At 38.1% G+C, this 15,344-nt stretch carries 15 protein-coding genes; 6 read left to right on the top strand and 9 right to left on the bottom strand.

The features are described 5' to 3' along the window. Positions 1–626: 626 nt before the first annotated feature. Both GY23_RS08355 and GY23_RS08350 read left to right on the top strand, forming a co-directional pair. The gene (locus tag GY23_RS08355) at positions 627–1,760 is read left to right on the top strand and encodes a glycerate kinase (protein ID WP_075618750.1); all 1,134 of its coding nucleotides are present in this window, start codon (positions 627–629) and stop codon (positions 1,758–1,760) included. A 14-nt stretch (positions 1,761–1,774) separates the two neighbouring features. Beyond that, positions 1,775–3,121 (top strand): GntP family permease, encoded by a 1,347-nt coding sequence (locus GY23_RS08350; protein WP_075618749.1) that lies wholly within the window; start codon positions 1,775–1,777, stop codon positions 3,119–3,121. 485 nt (positions 3,122–3,606) lie between these two features. Here GY23_RS08350 and GY23_RS08345 read toward each other — a convergent pair whose 3' ends face one another. Then, entirely contained in the window at positions 3,607–3,906 is a 300-nt protein-coding gene (locus tag GY23_RS08345; protein ID WP_084544069.1) for a hypothetical protein, read from the bottom strand. Between the two features lie 665 nt (positions 3,907–4,571). Beyond that, complete coding sequence (locus GY23_RS08340) at positions 4,572–5,003, bottom strand: cupredoxin domain-containing protein (RefSeq protein WP_075618748.1); 432 nt, start codon at positions 5,001–5,003, stop codon at positions 4,572–4,574. A 173-nt stretch (positions 5,004–5,176) separates the two neighbouring features. On the opposite strand from GY23_RS08340, the gene GY23_RS08335 reads away from it, so the two are divergent. Beyond that, a complete protein-coding gene (locus GY23_RS08335) occupies positions 5,177–6,886 on the top strand; it encodes a pyrroloquinoline quinone-dependent dehydrogenase (protein ID WP_075618747.1) in 1,710 nt (569 codons plus the stop codon). A gap of 67 nt (positions 6,887–6,953) precedes the next feature. Continuing rightward, positions 6,954–8,093: a carboxypeptidase-like regulatory domain-containing protein gene (locus GY23_RS08330; RefSeq protein WP_075618746.1), complete on the top strand. Its 1,140-nt coding sequence runs from the start codon at positions 6,954–6,956 to the stop codon at positions 8,091–8,093. A 215-nt stretch (positions 8,094–8,308) separates the two neighbouring features. On the opposite strand, the gene GY23_RS08325 is transcribed toward GY23_RS08330, so the two are convergent. From GY23_RS08325 to GY23_RS08310, 4 genes are all read right to left on the bottom strand, one after another. After that, positions 8,309–8,803, bottom strand: a complete 495-nt coding sequence (locus tag GY23_RS08325) for a YflT domain-containing protein (RefSeq protein WP_075618745.1) — start codon at positions 8,801–8,803, stop codon at positions 8,309–8,311. Between the two features lie 323 nt (positions 8,804–9,126). Next, positions 9,127–9,474: a DUF4260 domain-containing protein gene (locus tag GY23_RS08320; RefSeq protein ID WP_075618959.1), complete on the bottom strand. Its 348-nt coding sequence runs from the start codon at positions 9,472–9,474 to the stop codon at positions 9,127–9,129. 173 nt (positions 9,475–9,647) lie between these two features. Then, a complete protein-coding gene (locus tag GY23_RS08315) occupies positions 9,648–9,851 on the bottom strand; it encodes a DUF3953 domain-containing protein (protein ID WP_211270655.1) in 204 nt (67 codons plus the stop codon). A gap of 7 nt (positions 9,852–9,858) precedes the next feature. Beyond that, positions 9,859–10,539 carry a hypothetical protein gene (locus GY23_RS08310; RefSeq protein WP_075618743.1) on the bottom strand — a complete coding sequence of 227 codons (681 nt, stop codon included), beginning with the start codon at positions 10,537–10,539 and terminating at the stop codon, positions 9,859–9,861. Positions 10,540–11,048: 509 nt separating this feature from the next. On the opposite strand from GY23_RS08310, the gene GY23_RS08305 reads away from it, so the two are divergent. After that, on the top strand, positions 11,049–11,384 hold the full coding sequence (locus GY23_RS08305) for a hypothetical protein (RefSeq protein WP_075618742.1): 336 nt from the start codon (positions 11,049–11,051) through the stop codon (positions 11,382–11,384). 249 nt (positions 11,385–11,633) lie between these two features. Here the strand turns inward: GY23_RS08305 and GY23_RS08300 are convergent, their stop codons facing one another. Beyond that, positions 11,634–12,332 (bottom strand): TraR/DksA C4-type zinc finger protein, encoded by a 699-nt coding sequence (locus GY23_RS08300; protein ID WP_211270654.1) that lies wholly within the window; start codon positions 12,330–12,332, stop codon positions 11,634–11,636. Positions 12,333–12,466: 134 nt separating this feature from the next. Between GY23_RS08300 and GY23_RS08295 the strand changes: the two genes are divergently transcribed. Then, positions 12,467–13,582 (top strand): NAD(P)/FAD-dependent oxidoreductase, encoded by a 1,116-nt coding sequence (locus GY23_RS08295; RefSeq protein WP_075618741.1) that lies wholly within the window; start codon positions 12,467–12,469, stop codon positions 13,580–13,582. A 76-nt stretch (positions 13,583–13,658) separates the two neighbouring features. On the opposite strand, the gene GY23_RS18240 is transcribed toward GY23_RS08295, so the two are convergent. Together GY23_RS18240 and GY23_RS08290 are read right to left on the bottom strand one after the other, a co-directional pair. Continuing rightward, a complete protein-coding gene (locus tag GY23_RS18240; protein ID WP_161487586.1) occupies positions 13,659–13,814 on the bottom strand; it encodes a hypothetical protein in 156 nt (51 codons plus the stop codon). A 165-nt stretch (positions 13,815–13,979) separates the two neighbouring features. Then, complete coding sequence (locus GY23_RS08290; RefSeq protein WP_075618740.1) at positions 13,980–15,344, bottom strand: aspartate kinase; 1,365 nt, start codon at positions 15,342–15,344, stop codon at positions 13,980–13,982.

Below are 15,344 nucleotides of genomic sequence, written 5' to 3'. Positions count from 1 at the left end.
TCCTAAAGTTTCCTCAATTATAACTTTTTTGGATGGAAGAACTATTAGCTTTTCTGCAACGAGCTTGCGCAAATGCACGATAAAGAACTGTGAATTTTAACTTGGTTAGCTATTAATCAAGTTGTTTAAAGAAGATTCTAATTTTGAGCTAAGAAGAAAGTATACACTTCCTCCACTAACGCTTCGGCGCTTTGTGGATGCCTCCCGCGAGAAGCCAGGCAGAAAAAGCACTGCCAGTCTTCTCGCTCCGGCTACCACTTGAAAGGCGCCTGCGCTGGTTCTGCCTACTCGTATTGATTAATTAATTCAGTAGCTGACTTGATCAACTATTGAGCTGACCTGATCAACTTTAGCCCTAACTTGATCAACTAACCAATTCTCTCCTTTCTCACTTAAACGATTGTATCCATATCTTATATTTTTATTAAAATTTTATATTTCTATTTTTGGACGTGTAAAATTGGAGATTAAGTATTCACCCTTAGGTAATGAAGCGATTGTGAAAGAAAATGTTCGAAGAATTTCTGAGTTCAAATAAGGAATAAAGGGGAATAAACAGGGAATTCATACTTTGTATTCATTATTAATATACTATTTTGTAAACGTTTTATTAGAGGAGGGATCATTTGAAAATCGTCATCAGTCCGGACTCATTTAAGGGGAGCTTGTCAGCGGTAGAGGCTGCACAGGCAATGGCAGCTGGAATAAGGGCTCTTGATCTTTCGATTGAAACACTCTTACTCCCAGTTGCTGATGGAGGTGAGGGTACATTAGATAGCCTGATCAGTGCAACACAAGGAAAAACCGTTTCTGTAATAGTGTCCGACCCTCTCGAGAGAAAGATTTTCGCTGAATATGGAATTCTTGGAGACGGCGAAACATGTGTGATTGAAATGGCAAAAGCATCTGGATTAATGCTTTTGAAAACAGAAGAAAGAAATCCTCTTTGTGCAACGTCGTATGGTACTGGTGAATTAATTCTGCATGCATTAGATAAGGGATTTAGGAAATTTATTGTAGGGATTGGCGGAAGTGCAACCAATGATGGAGGAACAGGGATGTTGAAAGCCCTTGGAATGAAATTTCTTAACCTTCATGGTGAAGAAATTATGCCGGGGGGAGGCGCACTTCAAAACTTGGTGCTGATTGATCAGTCCCAGTTTGATTCTCGTCTTGCTGAATCAGAGTTTATCATCGCATCGGATGTAGACAATCCGTTTGTTGGTCCTAACGGAGCTTCGTTTGTATTTGGTCCTCAGAAAGGTGCAACAGAAGAGATGGTCGCTGTGCTTGACCGAAATCTGAACATATTGGCAGACGTCATTGAACGTACTGCTGAAACATCTATCCATAACCGGGAAGGTGCTGGAGCTGCAGGTGGCATGGGTGGAGCATTTCAATCCTTTTTCCCATCCAAAATGAAACCTGGCATTCAAGTAGTAATGGAAGCAATGGCTTTTCGTGATTGTATACATAATGTGGATTTGATTATTACCGGTGAAGGAAAATCAGATAGTCAAACGCTTTCGGGCAAGGCACCTTTTGGCATTGCGAAAGTGGCGAAAGATAATAATGTTCCAGTTCTCTTAATTTCTGGCTCAGTAAGCATTCATAGTAAACAACAATTAGCCCGCTATTTTCATTCGATTACGAGTGTTGTAGATGAAGAAATTTCTCCACAAGACTCAATGGAAAATGCAGAGTATTATTTAAAAATAAAAACACAGGAAGCGGTTTTAAATTATTTACAAATAGAGTGAGAAAGGGTGTATGAATGTTATTTTTAGTCATTTTTCTTGGTGTTATTTTTATCGTCCTGGCAACGGCAGTACTTAAAATCCATCCATTTTTAGCGTTATTGATTAGTGCATTTTTTGTGGGAATTGCATCAGGTATGCCACTATTAACAGTTGTAGAACATGTCAATTCAGGCTTTGGTGGTTTAATGACAAGCATTGGGCTAGTCATTGTAGCGGGGACCATTATTGGTGTTGTGTTAGAAAAGTCCGGAGCAGCTTATCGAATGGCGGAAGTGGTTTTGCGTGTTCTTGGAGAGAAACGCCCACAACTTGCTATGTCAGTAATTGGATACATTGTATCAATACCAGTGTTCTGTGATTCTGGCTATATTATTCTATCTAGCTTAAAAAAGGCTTTAGCTAAACGGGCAAAAGTTACGATTGCTTCTATGGCAATAGCACTTGCAACGGGGTTATATGCGACACATGTTCTGGTTCCGCCAACACCAGGACCAATCGCAGCTGCAGGAAATATTGGGGCAGCAGATTACTTAGGAACGATTATATTAATTGGTTTATTAGTTGCAATTCCTGCCACAATCGTTGGTTATTTATGGGCGAGAAAAGTAGGGACGAAAATTGAGGTAGAAGCGGATCGCGAGGCGTTGGTGTTAGATTATGATGAAATCGTCAAATCGTTTGGTAAAATGCCCTCTACATTCAAATCGTTTTTACCAATTGTATTGCCGATTGTACTAATTGGAATCGGTTCAATTGCTGCACTTGTCGGAGGAGAAAGTGGCTGGATTAATTTCTTGAAATTCTTAGGGTCACCGACTGTCGCATTATTTTTAGGTGTCTTTGCTTCATTTTTATTATTACCAGAACTAAGTGAAAAAACATTGTCGAGCTGGATTGGGGAAGCACTAAAAGAAGCAGCTCCAATTCTACTAATTACTGGTGCCGGTGGTGCATTCGGTACGGTTATTAAAAATACTGGAGTCGCAGAATTACTTCAAAATATGGATTTAGGAGCACTTGCAAACGGAGCATTATTTTTACTGGTGCCATTCCTAATAGGAGCTGCACTTAAGACTGCGCAAGGTTCTTCCACTGCCTCACTTGTTATTACATCTGCTTTAATAGCGCCAATGCTTCCTCAACTTGGTATTGAAGGGGCGATTCCATTAGCACTGGTTGTTATGGCAATTGGAGCGGGCTCAATGACAGTTAGTCATGTGAACGATAGTTTCTTCTGGGTTGTCACACAATATAGTGGAATGAAAGTGACAGATGCATACAAGGCGATGACAATGGCCACATTGCTACAAGGTATTACGACAATTGTTGTCACCATGATTCTTTGGTTCATTATGGTATAGCATTAAGAAACCAAAAACTCCAGTCATGATTCTTCATAACTGGAGTTTTTTATCGTGAAAAACCAGTGTCTATAACATTCTATTTGTAGTGGGGTTTCTAAGGAATTGGAATGCCTAAATAGAATGAAGCATGCTGGCCATTGGAGGATGCTTTTAAAGATATCGAAAGAACGGCTGAAAATATTGCAACCTTGTAAAAAATGACCATGTAAATTGGCGAAATATTAATTGAGTTGCAACTTATTTATATCGAAAAGAAGAAATTTTCGAACAACAAATTCGTTAATTGAGTAATAACAATTAAAATAGGACCTAATTTAAGGCTCTTTTTCTTTATTTCGGAGGACTAGTTAAACGGCACTTTTTCTTATAGAACTAACGACGCAGATTAATTGGAGGAGCTAGAAGGTTCCATTCGTGATTGAAGGTGCAATATATGAGAATGAAGTTTTTATAATCCCTATGATTAATCTTAGGGTGCAACGTTATATTTTTACGACCAACTGTTTATTGAGATCATCTAAATACAGGCAATACTCGTCCTCCGAAGTAATGTTGGCAATGTCGATGATTTCCTTTGGAATCTTGATGTAGCCTTTCTCTGAGATTAGTCGTTTGTTGTGAAAGGACTTGGGATTTTCTCTTCGAATGAAGATCATTTTTTCCTCATATGCGATATCTACACATCTTCCTGTTTGCAATCCTAATATGACTTGAAACTTTTTTGGGATCCTTAAAATTCCAGTAACAGGAAAGTCTTTGCAAGTGTATTTTTCCATGGTCATATTGGCTCACTCCTTGACTATCTTTTTCCTTTATTTGAGAAAGTGAAACATATAAGGAGAATATGTAGCTTTTTTCTTCGTAAACTAAAGAAGAAGATAGTTTCCATGAACCGAAACCTCTAAAGGATATAAAGAAATACCGTCTAAATCAAATGATTTAATCGAAAAGGTCTTCAAAGATTGGTGACAGAAAGGTTTATTTATTTCGACTGATTCCACCTTGAACTTGAATAAAGGGGGAAATTTTCCGGGTTAAAGCAAGAATTGAAACTAATTAGTGAAATTACAGGGGTGGACCACTTTGATGGGGGAAAATCAGATTATTCACTACGATTGTATAAAAAAAGAGACACCATTGTCATTGAATGGTGTCCTATGTATTAAAATTCCACTTTAGGAATAGTCATAATTGATTGGTTCCCAGGGATGTGAAAATAAGGAAGATATTTTAAAAGTGTTTGCAATTCATTTAGAGCAAATAATCATACTTTTTGAAGAAGAGGTTACTTACAAAATAATCTTTTGCCTCAATTCAAAAAACGAGGATGTTAAACATCGAAGAAAAAGATGAAGTCGTTTCTTTTATTGACTTTAATTGTGTAATGGATGTAAGTAAAGAAATCTGTTTAAAATCATAAAAAAAAGAGCAAATGGCTCTTTTTTTATTATTCAGCGATAAATGAACCTACCATAATATCATGTCCTGTACCACATAATAGAGAACAATAGAATTCAAACTCGCCTTTTTGATCTACCACAAATTCAGTCGATTCTCCGCCTTTAATATCCACACCGAATTCGTCAATAGCAACACCATGTGCACCGTTTTCATTTTCATATGTTAATTTTACTGTGTCGCCAGCTTTAACTTTTACTTCTTTTGTATCAAAATCAAAATTTGTTCCTTTGATAACTACTTCCACAACATTTCCTGTGGGTTCTATTTTCCCTGTTTCATCAGCTGTATTTTTCGTATCTTCTTTTTCAACTTGTCCTGCAGGCGTTTCTTTTTCTTTCACTTTCTCTTCTCCGCCACAAGCTGCAAGTGTTAGAGATAATAACAATACGCCAATAATACTTAAAAATTTCTTATTCATAATTTTTTCCTCCTCATTAATTTAAAACTACTATAATATACCGTTCTTATTAGAAAAGTTCAACTCTATTGTACCTTTTTCGAAATTTTATAGTAATATAGTCAATACTGTGGTAATATATGTATGCGACGATTTACACACATTATTATAAACTCATAAGGAGGGTTTTCAATATGAACAAAAAGTATATATTCGGTTCGGCTATTTTAGCTGCGACAATAGCTTTAGCAGCATGTTCTGATGATGCTGATGATAAAAAAGAAACGAAAAACGAAAAAGAAACAAAAACAGAGGATGTAACGTACGGTAATTTCCCGACGAACGGATATGATTACGGTTTAACACGTCACGTTCCTTTCAAAGAAATAACACAAGATAACGTGAGTGATTTAGGTCTTGTTTGGAGTAAAAATTTCAAGGATATCAACGGAGATATTCCAGCAGGGAATCAAAGTTTTCCTGTTATCGTGGATGGAATAGCTTATGTTACTACAAGCATGAACTATGTTTATGCATTTGATGCAGTAACAGGAGATGTGAAATGGGAATGGGAACCACCTACTGAAATTATTGAAAATGCAAAAAGCACTAGTTTACCGAACGCTAACCGCGGGGTTGCTGTTGCAGATGGCAAAGTATTCATTATTACAAATAATGTCGGCGTTGCTTCCATCGATCAAAAAACAGGTGAAACAATTGAATACGTTAAACTTAGCGATTTCTACCCTGATCTAACTCCTGAAAATGGTTATTATGAAACAACAGCTCCTACCTATTATGATGGCAAAATCTTTGTCGGTTCATCAGGCGGAGACAACGGTGTTCGCGGTTTCGAATTAGCATTAAAATCTGATGATTTAACACCTGCTTGGGATGAGCCATTCTGGACAGTTCCTCCAAAAGGAGAAGATTGGTTAGCTGATGGTCTATTTGGTGGCGGCGGTGCTGTTTGGATGCAACCAAGTGTTGACGAAGAAACTGGAATGGTTTATTTCTCAGCAGGTAACCCAGCTCCTGACTTTTACGGCGAGAAACGTCCTGGTGCAAACCCACATACGAACTCTGTCGTAGCAGTGGATGCAGATACTGGTAAACTTATTTGGGCACAGCAACAAACTTCTCATGATTTATGGGATTATGATACTGCGGATTCACCGACAATTATCAATGCAACTGTGAATGATAAAAAACAAAAACTAGTTGTTGTTGGTACTAAAGGTGCTGAATGGTTTGCATACGACGCTGCAACTGGCGAACCCGTTTATGAAAACGTAGCATTTGGTAAAATTGATCACGCACCACCAACTCCAGAAGGTACTTTGGTTTACCCTGGTATCTTAGGCGGTCAAAACTATGCAACGGATACTTATGATCCGAATTTAAATCTTGCTTTAATTCCTTCCATTGAACAAGGCGCTATCATTAAAGTCGCTGGTAACGAAGAAGAGGCGAAGCAAGAAGGACCTCCAGGTGCAGCTGCATTTGGTACTTCTTACGCACCACCTGCAGATGAGCCTGCTACTGGTAAGATCACAGCAATTGATGTAAACAATGGTAAAATTAAATGGCAAATTGAAACTCCAGAACCTCAACGCGGTGGCTTAACAAGTACAACTACTGGTTTATCATTCTATGGTGAATTAAGTGGTAAAGTGAAAGCACTTGATACCGCTACTGGTAAGAACGTTTGGGAATTCCAAACTACTGGTGAGACAATTTCAGCTGCACCATCTATCTTCGAAGTAGATGGCAAACAATATATTATGATCACGTCAGCTGGTCGTAATCCGCAAGTCCATGTATTTGCTTTGGGTGGAGATAAAACACAGGGCGAAAGCAAGGAAGAAGGAAAAACGGATACTGACGGAAATCCTCATAACTAATACGCAACAAAAAAATAAGAGCAGAGAGCATCTGCTCTTATTTTTTTTTATAAATAGGAGTGAAAAAATGAGTAAGTTATCAAGCATTTTATTAATATCTTTACTGGCAATTTTTCTTGCAGCATGCACGGATGAATCTGAAAGTAACAAGGAAAAAGAGGAAGCCGGCATTGAAAACAAGAGAAACACAGATGGAGAAGCTACTCTTACATTAGAACATACTGAATTTTTTGCTGAAAACTGGAGATCATCTAATGAGCACCACAAAACATTTAAAGGAAAAGTTTTATACGATAATAAATCAGTTGTGGGTGCAGTTGTCCAAGTATCGGAAAAACGTAAAACGGTAACAGACAAAAATGGTGAATTTTCAATCTCGGTTGACGCAAACATTGTTGAAAAAGATACGATTCACATCACTTCTTTAGATGACGCAACAATTGATGGTAAAAAAATTGATAAAAAAATGAAAGATGAAATTCTTTCATTAGAACAAGATTTAACTGTCTATTATCCAATTAAAGTGGACAAGGTAGAAAATAATAAAGAAAACGATTCGTTAGTGGATGTATATGCAAAAGTAGTGTTAAAGGATGGAGACGTTTTCCCTAAATTCGGTGTTGAAAAATTCCGTATTAGTGGAACTTTAAAAGATCATAACGGTGAACCCCTTGTAGGAGCCATTGTCAATCTTCGTCGAGACGGTGTTGAAGGCTTCACGAAATCGAGCCCGAGTGACAAAAATGGTGTTTTCGAAATGTTCTATATCCCAGAAGATGATGAGAGCCATTATTTAAATGTTTATATTCCTGAAAAAGGACTTACCTATACATTGCCAGATAATAAGGCTTTTTATTTCCCAGATGATGATGGAATTCACTTAGATATCATCTTACCAGAAAAAGGTACAACTATTGTGGATGAGCCACCAACACTTGTAGCTGAATCAAATGACGGAGGAGCACTTCATAAAGGCGTATTAGTCGGTGTAAACACAGACGTCGACTATCAGATAACTGTCCCAAAAAGCGATGGAACGTTCGTTGTTACACTACCAAAAGACGCATGGGAGAAGAAACCTGATTTTTATGAAATTAATTATAATGAATATTACGAAAGTATTTTAACTCCAGGCGATGTATTAACGAAAGATATATTACGTCTTCCAGATGCAGATGAACCAAATAATATCAACATAACAAATTAATCTAAAAACTAGTAAACTTACTATAGTTTGGTTTCGACATTCGAAATGCCTCAATTCAGCGGATATAGAATGTCTTATATATAAGTTAGGGATTGATCATTATTCTCTTTCTAAAAAAATCATGCTAACAAATAAACATGTTTATTCTTAACACCATAAAAACAAGGCCAATCCTCAGTAAGGTTTGGCCTTGTTTTTTTGTTAATTTATTATATTTAATATCTTGATGTACCTGAGTTTGTATTTAATTCATTAGTAACAAATGAATCCGTTGTTCTTGCATTCGGATCCAACAATACGAGCAGCTTTCCTTCTTTAACATCACGCTCGTATTGATCTGCCTCATCTTCCGGAATGCCCATGCCAATCAAAGCTCCAGCAAGTCCGCCAGTACCAGCACCAACTGCAGCTCCGGTTAACATAGCGGCAATAGGACCTGCTGCCAAAATTGGCCCAATACCCGGAATTGCAAGCGCTCCTACACCTGCCAATAAACCTGCTGCTCCGCCAAGAATCCCTCCAGTTGCAGCACCAGCTGCAAGGCCTTCCTCAGTTTTGGTGCCTGTTTCGGCGTTGACTGCTTCTACTTCATCCCTGTCTTTTGCAACAATTGATATATCATCTCGGTCGTAACCTTGGGCCTTTAATCCCTCAACCGCCCGAACAGCATCATCACCATTGTCATAAACTCCAATTACACGCTTATCCATACAAATCATCCTCCTATTCGAATAATTATGAATCTACTATACTCATACCCGAATTAGCGGAAGAATAACGCCAACTAAATTAAATCTTTCTCAATCCTCAGCTTTTTTAAGAAAATCTATTCTGGGTCGTTTATGTTATGTGCAATTATCAAATTTGTCATTTTTATAATTTTTCATGGGAGTTCTATGAGAACAAAAGCTACCTGAGGAGTCCGAGGCTCTTCAACTAAAGCACCCGTTAGTTGAACAAGAAAAAAGAGACGCATATTAAACAATCGCGCCCTTTTATTGCATAAGAAAGACAGACGTGTTTAATCAATTGATTAAACACGATTTAAATGAGTGTCTTTAAATTCTGTTGGATACTTTAATCCATATCCAATCATTCTATCCATTCCAATATGAGCAGACCAAATTAAACCTATTGCCAAAATAGTTTCGTTACTTAATATTAGTCCGCAGATAACTACACCAATTGATATAATGTATGTATGAAATACATTATAAAGCATAGCCCCAATATTATTATTAAATAAATATCCGAGCATTGAAATATCTGGTGAAAACAACAAGATAAAAAACAATACCCAACTAAATTGGCTATATCCGTAAAAATAAATACTTAACGCTAAAACAGCAAACCCTTCTACGTGTAAAATAATTTTATTCAGTATCAACCCTCCATTCCATAACTTTAACAAGCATTCTCTTAAGATCATTAAGCAACAATTTGGCGCGATTGTTGAACACAAGTTAAACAACACTCTTCAACTAACCTGCTTCGTTAGTTTAATAAGAAAAAAGAGTTGCCTAAGCAACCCGTGATCTACAACTAAAGCACCCTTTAGTCAAAGAAAATGTATGCCGAAACTGAAAGTACACCTACTGATATTACAAATGATATAATCGCATTTGTTTTTCGTTTCGACTTCAATTCAGATAACCCGATGAATAAAATTATTGTTCCTACAATTGACAACATATAGGGAGAGAAACTTTTAGTAACAGTACCAGTAAACAAAGCCCTCAACAAACCCGCTTTGGTCATTAAATAACTATTGTACATGAATCGATTTTCGTAAGTCTTCTAAAAGTGGGCCCATCGCATCTGCACCTTCTATTGGATATTGAAAAGTAATCACTAGTGCATGTTCATCAATCTCATATGCAATAAATCCTGCCATTGGATGGTCGCCATAAAGTTGTGTTTTTCCTATCAAACCATTTTCTTCAACCGGTGTGCTTTTCAATTCATAACCTTCTTTAAAACTTTCTTCATAGCCTTCTGTTTCAAATCTTTCTTGCAGATTCGATACAGCTTTTTCAAGATTTGCGTGCTCTATCATCTCTAACGATATCTTATAACCATATTCGGTTGGATAAGTTATTTTGTTGTTGATCACTTCAGGAACACCGAATGCCTCGTCTAATTGATAAGCAATACCATATGTTGTTATATGATAATTAATAACTTTAATTTCCTGGTCCTGTCCTTCACTATTTCTAATGACTGTTTCGGTAGAGCCTGTATGAATCTCCATGCTGGTATCATTAACTTCAACCACATCTTTTGAATTCGATTGGTTTTTCTCATTTTCTGGAATTTCTTTTTCCGCTTCTACTTCCTGATTATTCGTATCATCGCTAATTTGATTATTATTTGTTTGATTCCCCTCGTTACTACAAGCCATTAATAATCCAATTATTGTAATCATACCTAGCAACTTTTTCACCATTAGTCTTCCGCCCCCTTTACGTTTAAAATAGTACTTCAATAGTAGACAATCCTCTATTCCTTAATCAATCACTTGCTGTATCTTTTCTCTATTACCCACCCCTTATTCCACAACCAGAATAGTCTATTTTTTAAAATTGATACTCTTTCATATTTTCCCCTCCTAATAACCAAGAATTCTTCTTCAACTAACCTGCCCTTTACTTTCATACGTTCGAAATGTATATAAGTTTCAATTATCAGTTAATTTTTCGTTTGAATTAAAAAAATTGGTTATCTTCTTATTGAACTAAACTGCCCCGTTAGTTCAATAAGAAAAATGAGTTGTAAAGGGAATAAGATCCGGTTTAAGGATTTTGGGTATTTTTTACTTTTTATACGAGTTGTTGAAAGACGGATTTACGCTTTTTTGAAAATCGTAAATAACGGGACAGGTTAGTTCATGAAGAAGGAATAAAAGTAACAAAAGCCACTCTGAATCGTCTAACAATTAAGAAGGGAGGGTCAAACTTGAAGAAATTACTGTTCCTAATACTCATTGCCACACTTGTATTAATAGGTTGGAATCTCATTGATTCGAGTGACTATAACGGGTTTGTTGTAGGGGTGAAGGAATCAAGTCTAATAATTACTACACCTACCTCGGATCCTATGAAGGATGACCCAGATTATGAAATATTTCTTACCGAAGATACTGAAATAGAAGGCAAGAGCGATATAAGTAGCTTTAGAGCTGGTGATGAAGTGAGAGTATGGATTGAAGATAAGGACGAAACTAAAAAAATTGCTCGAAAAATCATTATTGATGTCTATGGGAATCAACCGTCCTCTGAAGGAGAGCATTAATTGTAAAATGAGGACCCAAAATTTGAAGGTAGGACAAATAAAGCCTCTTTCAGACAAGCACACAGGCTGAAGCCATGCCCCCGAAAAGCGTCCGCCGCAATGAAAATCTTTCTATATAAATAAACGGACCATCCCAAAAAGTCATTTTTCATGACCTTTTGGGACAGCCCCCTATATTTGATCGTGTACTATTTGAACGGATTATGTGTGTTTATTACTTGATTTCCTCATGTTTATTGCACAGAATTCTTATTCCACATAATCATTACGTACAGCTTCAATGGATTCGCCAAGAGTTACTTCTCTGTTGACCCCGCCAATAATCGTTACATGCAATTGATCAACGTCTTCATCCATGCCTATTTCATCTTCATCGTCATATAAATCGTTGATGTCGTCAAAATCACCAGTGAAATCGGCAGCTGTTTCTGACGTTCCATATTGTGCAACTTCTTGGAAGCTGTCCTCGTAGTTTCTAGCGTCTTCACCTTCACGTCTGCCAGCAAAGGAGTTGTCAGTCGCTGGATGGAGCACCTGTTCTTCGACAGGGCGAGTTTGAGGGATGTCCTTATCCGCATGAACAATACATCGAGTGGTATATGGAACTGCTTCTAACCGTTCATAAGGTATGCTTTCTCCGCATTCATCACAAACTCCATAGGACCCGTTATTCATGGCTTCAAGTGCTTCCGTTACTTTTTTTAATTCAGCCACTTCATGGACTTGAAGGGCCATGTCTTTTTCACGATCATAAAGCTCTGTCCCAAGGTCGGCTGGATGGTTATCCAATGTGGAAAGTTCTGATGTCATATCACGAATACTCCCATGCTCAAGTGAAAAACTTTCCGCTAGCTTCTCCAACTGTTCTTTTTGCTCTAAAAGGCTTTTCTTTAATTCTGATGTCTGTTTGTCCGTAAGAATACGATCACACCCTTTATGTTTAATCATTCGTAGTATGCACATATTGGGGCAGACTATTAATAACACATTTTTAGTGAAGTCGAGCAAAATGAATGTTCCTGATGCATCATCTATTATTGTGTAAAATAGATGTATGAAATCTTTATGGAAAAGGTGTTTATATGAAACAATATATTGTGATCGGTGCAGGGATTTTAGGAGCTTCGACGGCATATCATCTGGCCAAATCGGGAGCAAATGTGACAGTAATAGATAGACATGATCCCGGACAGGCAACGGACGCGGCTGCAGGTATCATTTGTCCATGGCTTTCGCAAAGACGAAATAAAGCATGGTATTCACTTGCTAAAAGTGGTGCAGCTTACTATACATCACTCATTCAGCAACTCGAAGAGGATGGAGAAACAGAGACTGGCTATAAACAAGTCGGGGCAATCAGCCTTCATATAGATGAAGAAAAGCTCAACAAGATGGAAAGTCGTGCAACTCTAAGACGTGAAGATGCACCTGAAATCGGGGACATCAGTCAAAAATCAGCAGAGGACACGGCAAAGCTATTTCCACCTTTATCTGATGAGTTTGGTTCAGTACATATTAGTGGAGCGGCTCGCGTAAACGGCCGAGCACTTCGTCAATCTCTTGTTCAGGCATCAAAAAAGTACGGAGTCATATTTATTCAAGGTTCTGCTGAAATTGTTGTTCATGACAATCAAATCACAGGTGTAACTGTTGGTGAGACGCTTTATGAAGCTGATTATGTAATTGTTACTGCTGGTGCTTGGGCAGATCAGTTGTTGTCTCCGTTGGGTCTTCAGTTAAAACTGTCTGCTCAGAAAGCACAAATCGTTCACCTTCAGTTAGAAAATAAATCTACGGAGTTGTGGCCAGTTGTAATGCCCCCAAACGATCAATATATACTTGCCTTTGATGAGGGGCGAATCGTCATTGGAGCAACGCATGAAGATAATCAAAACTTTGATCTGCGTGTAACGGCTGGCGGATTGCATAACATCTTCAATAAAGCATTATCCATTGCTCCAGGCTTGTCGGATAGTGAGGTCATCGAAACACGCGTCGGATATCGTCCGTTTACACCGAACTTCCTGCCGATTATAGGAGAGGTGCCAGGATTCAAGGGACTTTTCCTTGCAAATGGCCTTGGTGCTTCGGGATTAACGGTGGGTCCGTTCCTTGGTGCCCAATTGGCAAACCTCGTACTTGGTCATCCTGTTTCGCTTGATTTAAGCTTGTATCCAGTGAGCGATGCGATTCAATAAATGACAATCCCCATAAAATAATCAATGTAAAGAAGCTCAATCCGTTTTCTGGGATTAAGCTTCTTTTATTATTCTGTTAGTTTGATTGTTGATTGAAGTTGGATTCTGGTTGGTTATCATCTTCTGTTTTTTCAAAAGCTACTCCACCCTCGTTAATCATGTTGAGAGAAGCAATAAAATCTTTGTCTTGACGCAGTGCCATTTCTTCAGGGTCATTCCACATGCGATACAAAATACGTCCCTCCTTAGCATACTTTTAAACTTAAGTGAAATAGCATCCATAAAAGGAATAACCAATCGTTTTCTTATGTTATGCGCCAGAGGGAAGGATATTGTATATATTTTTATTAAAAGTTCATTACAAAAAATTGATTAAATCGAGTTGTCCCCATCTTTTTCATAGAACCAAAGCAGATGTGAAAAATTCGCAATATAACTCCTTAAGAATTTTCGTCTCGTCTTGTTTCAAGACTCCAAAAACAAGACTAACTTCCGATGAGCCTTGGTTGATCATTTCAATATTAGCTCCCGTTCGAGAAATGGCAGCTGTAGCACGAGCTGCAAGTCCGGTTGTGTTATTCATTCCTTCGCCTACAAGAACGATCATGGATAAATCATTGCGAATATGAACGTCATCCGCCTCCAATTCGGTCGTGATTCGATGAATGATTCTTGTTTCTTTGTCGGTGGTTAACTGATGACTTCGTAATATGACGGAAAGGTCATCGATACCGGATGGGATATGTTCATAGGATATTCCCTCGTCTTCAAGAATTTGCAGAAGTTTTCGTCCGAATCCGATTTCACGATTCATCAAATATTTACTAACATAAAGCGTTGAAAATCCGCTATCTGCTGAGATTCCGGTTACCGGACGAAGTGCAACATCTCTTTTCGCAACAATCATGGTGCCAGTAGCGATTGGGTTATTCGTATTTTTAATGCATACCGGAATCGATTCTTTAAAAGCTGGCATTAGCGCCTCGTCATGAAGGACGGCGAAACCGGCGTAGGATAACTCACGCATTTCACGATACGTCATTATGTCGATTTCCACAGGATTATCAACAATTTTTGGGTTAGCTGCAAAAACACAATCCACATCAGTAAAGTTTTCATACAGTTCGGCATTGACGGAGGCGGCTAAAATCGAGCCCGTAATGTCTGATCCCCCTCGCTCAAACGTCCGCAGAACACCTTCCTTTGTATAGCCAAAATAGCCTGGAAACACAGTAATGGAAGCTTTTTCCCTTAACGAAGATAAGTGGCTATTAGATTCGGGTAACACCTGGACACGATTTGGGTATGAAGTTACGAGCAATCCGGCTTCTTTCGGGTTTATGTATTTTGCTGGAAGACCGATGGAAGTTAAATATGCTGCGACTAATTTTGCTGAATTATCTTCACCGCTTGCTTTCAAGATATCTGTAAAACGTTCGACATTCCCTTTATCCACAGCAAGGCGATTCTGCAAATCCTTTTGAATCACGTCCATGATTTCCGTGCCAAGACCAAGGCCTTCTGCAATTTCCTTGTAGCGTGTTATCACTTGTGTTAATTGTTCCTGGGGATCTTTATTGCTGAGTACCGTTTCTGAGAGGATGATCAGCAAATCGGTTACTTTCAAATCTTCGTCAAATCGTTTCCCTGGAGCCGAGACGACGACGATTTTCCGAGATGGATCTGATCTGACTATCCCTGCTACTTTTTTGATTTGTTGTGCACTTGCTACAGACGTACCGCCGAATTTGCATACTTTCAT

The organism is Paenisporosarcina indica (assembly GCF_001939075.1).
In the GTDB taxonomy this organism is placed as follows: Bacteria; Bacillota; Bacilli; order Bacillales_A; family Planococcaceae; genus Paenisporosarcina; species Paenisporosarcina indica.
This window is presented reverse-complemented; position numbering and strand designations above follow the sequence as displayed.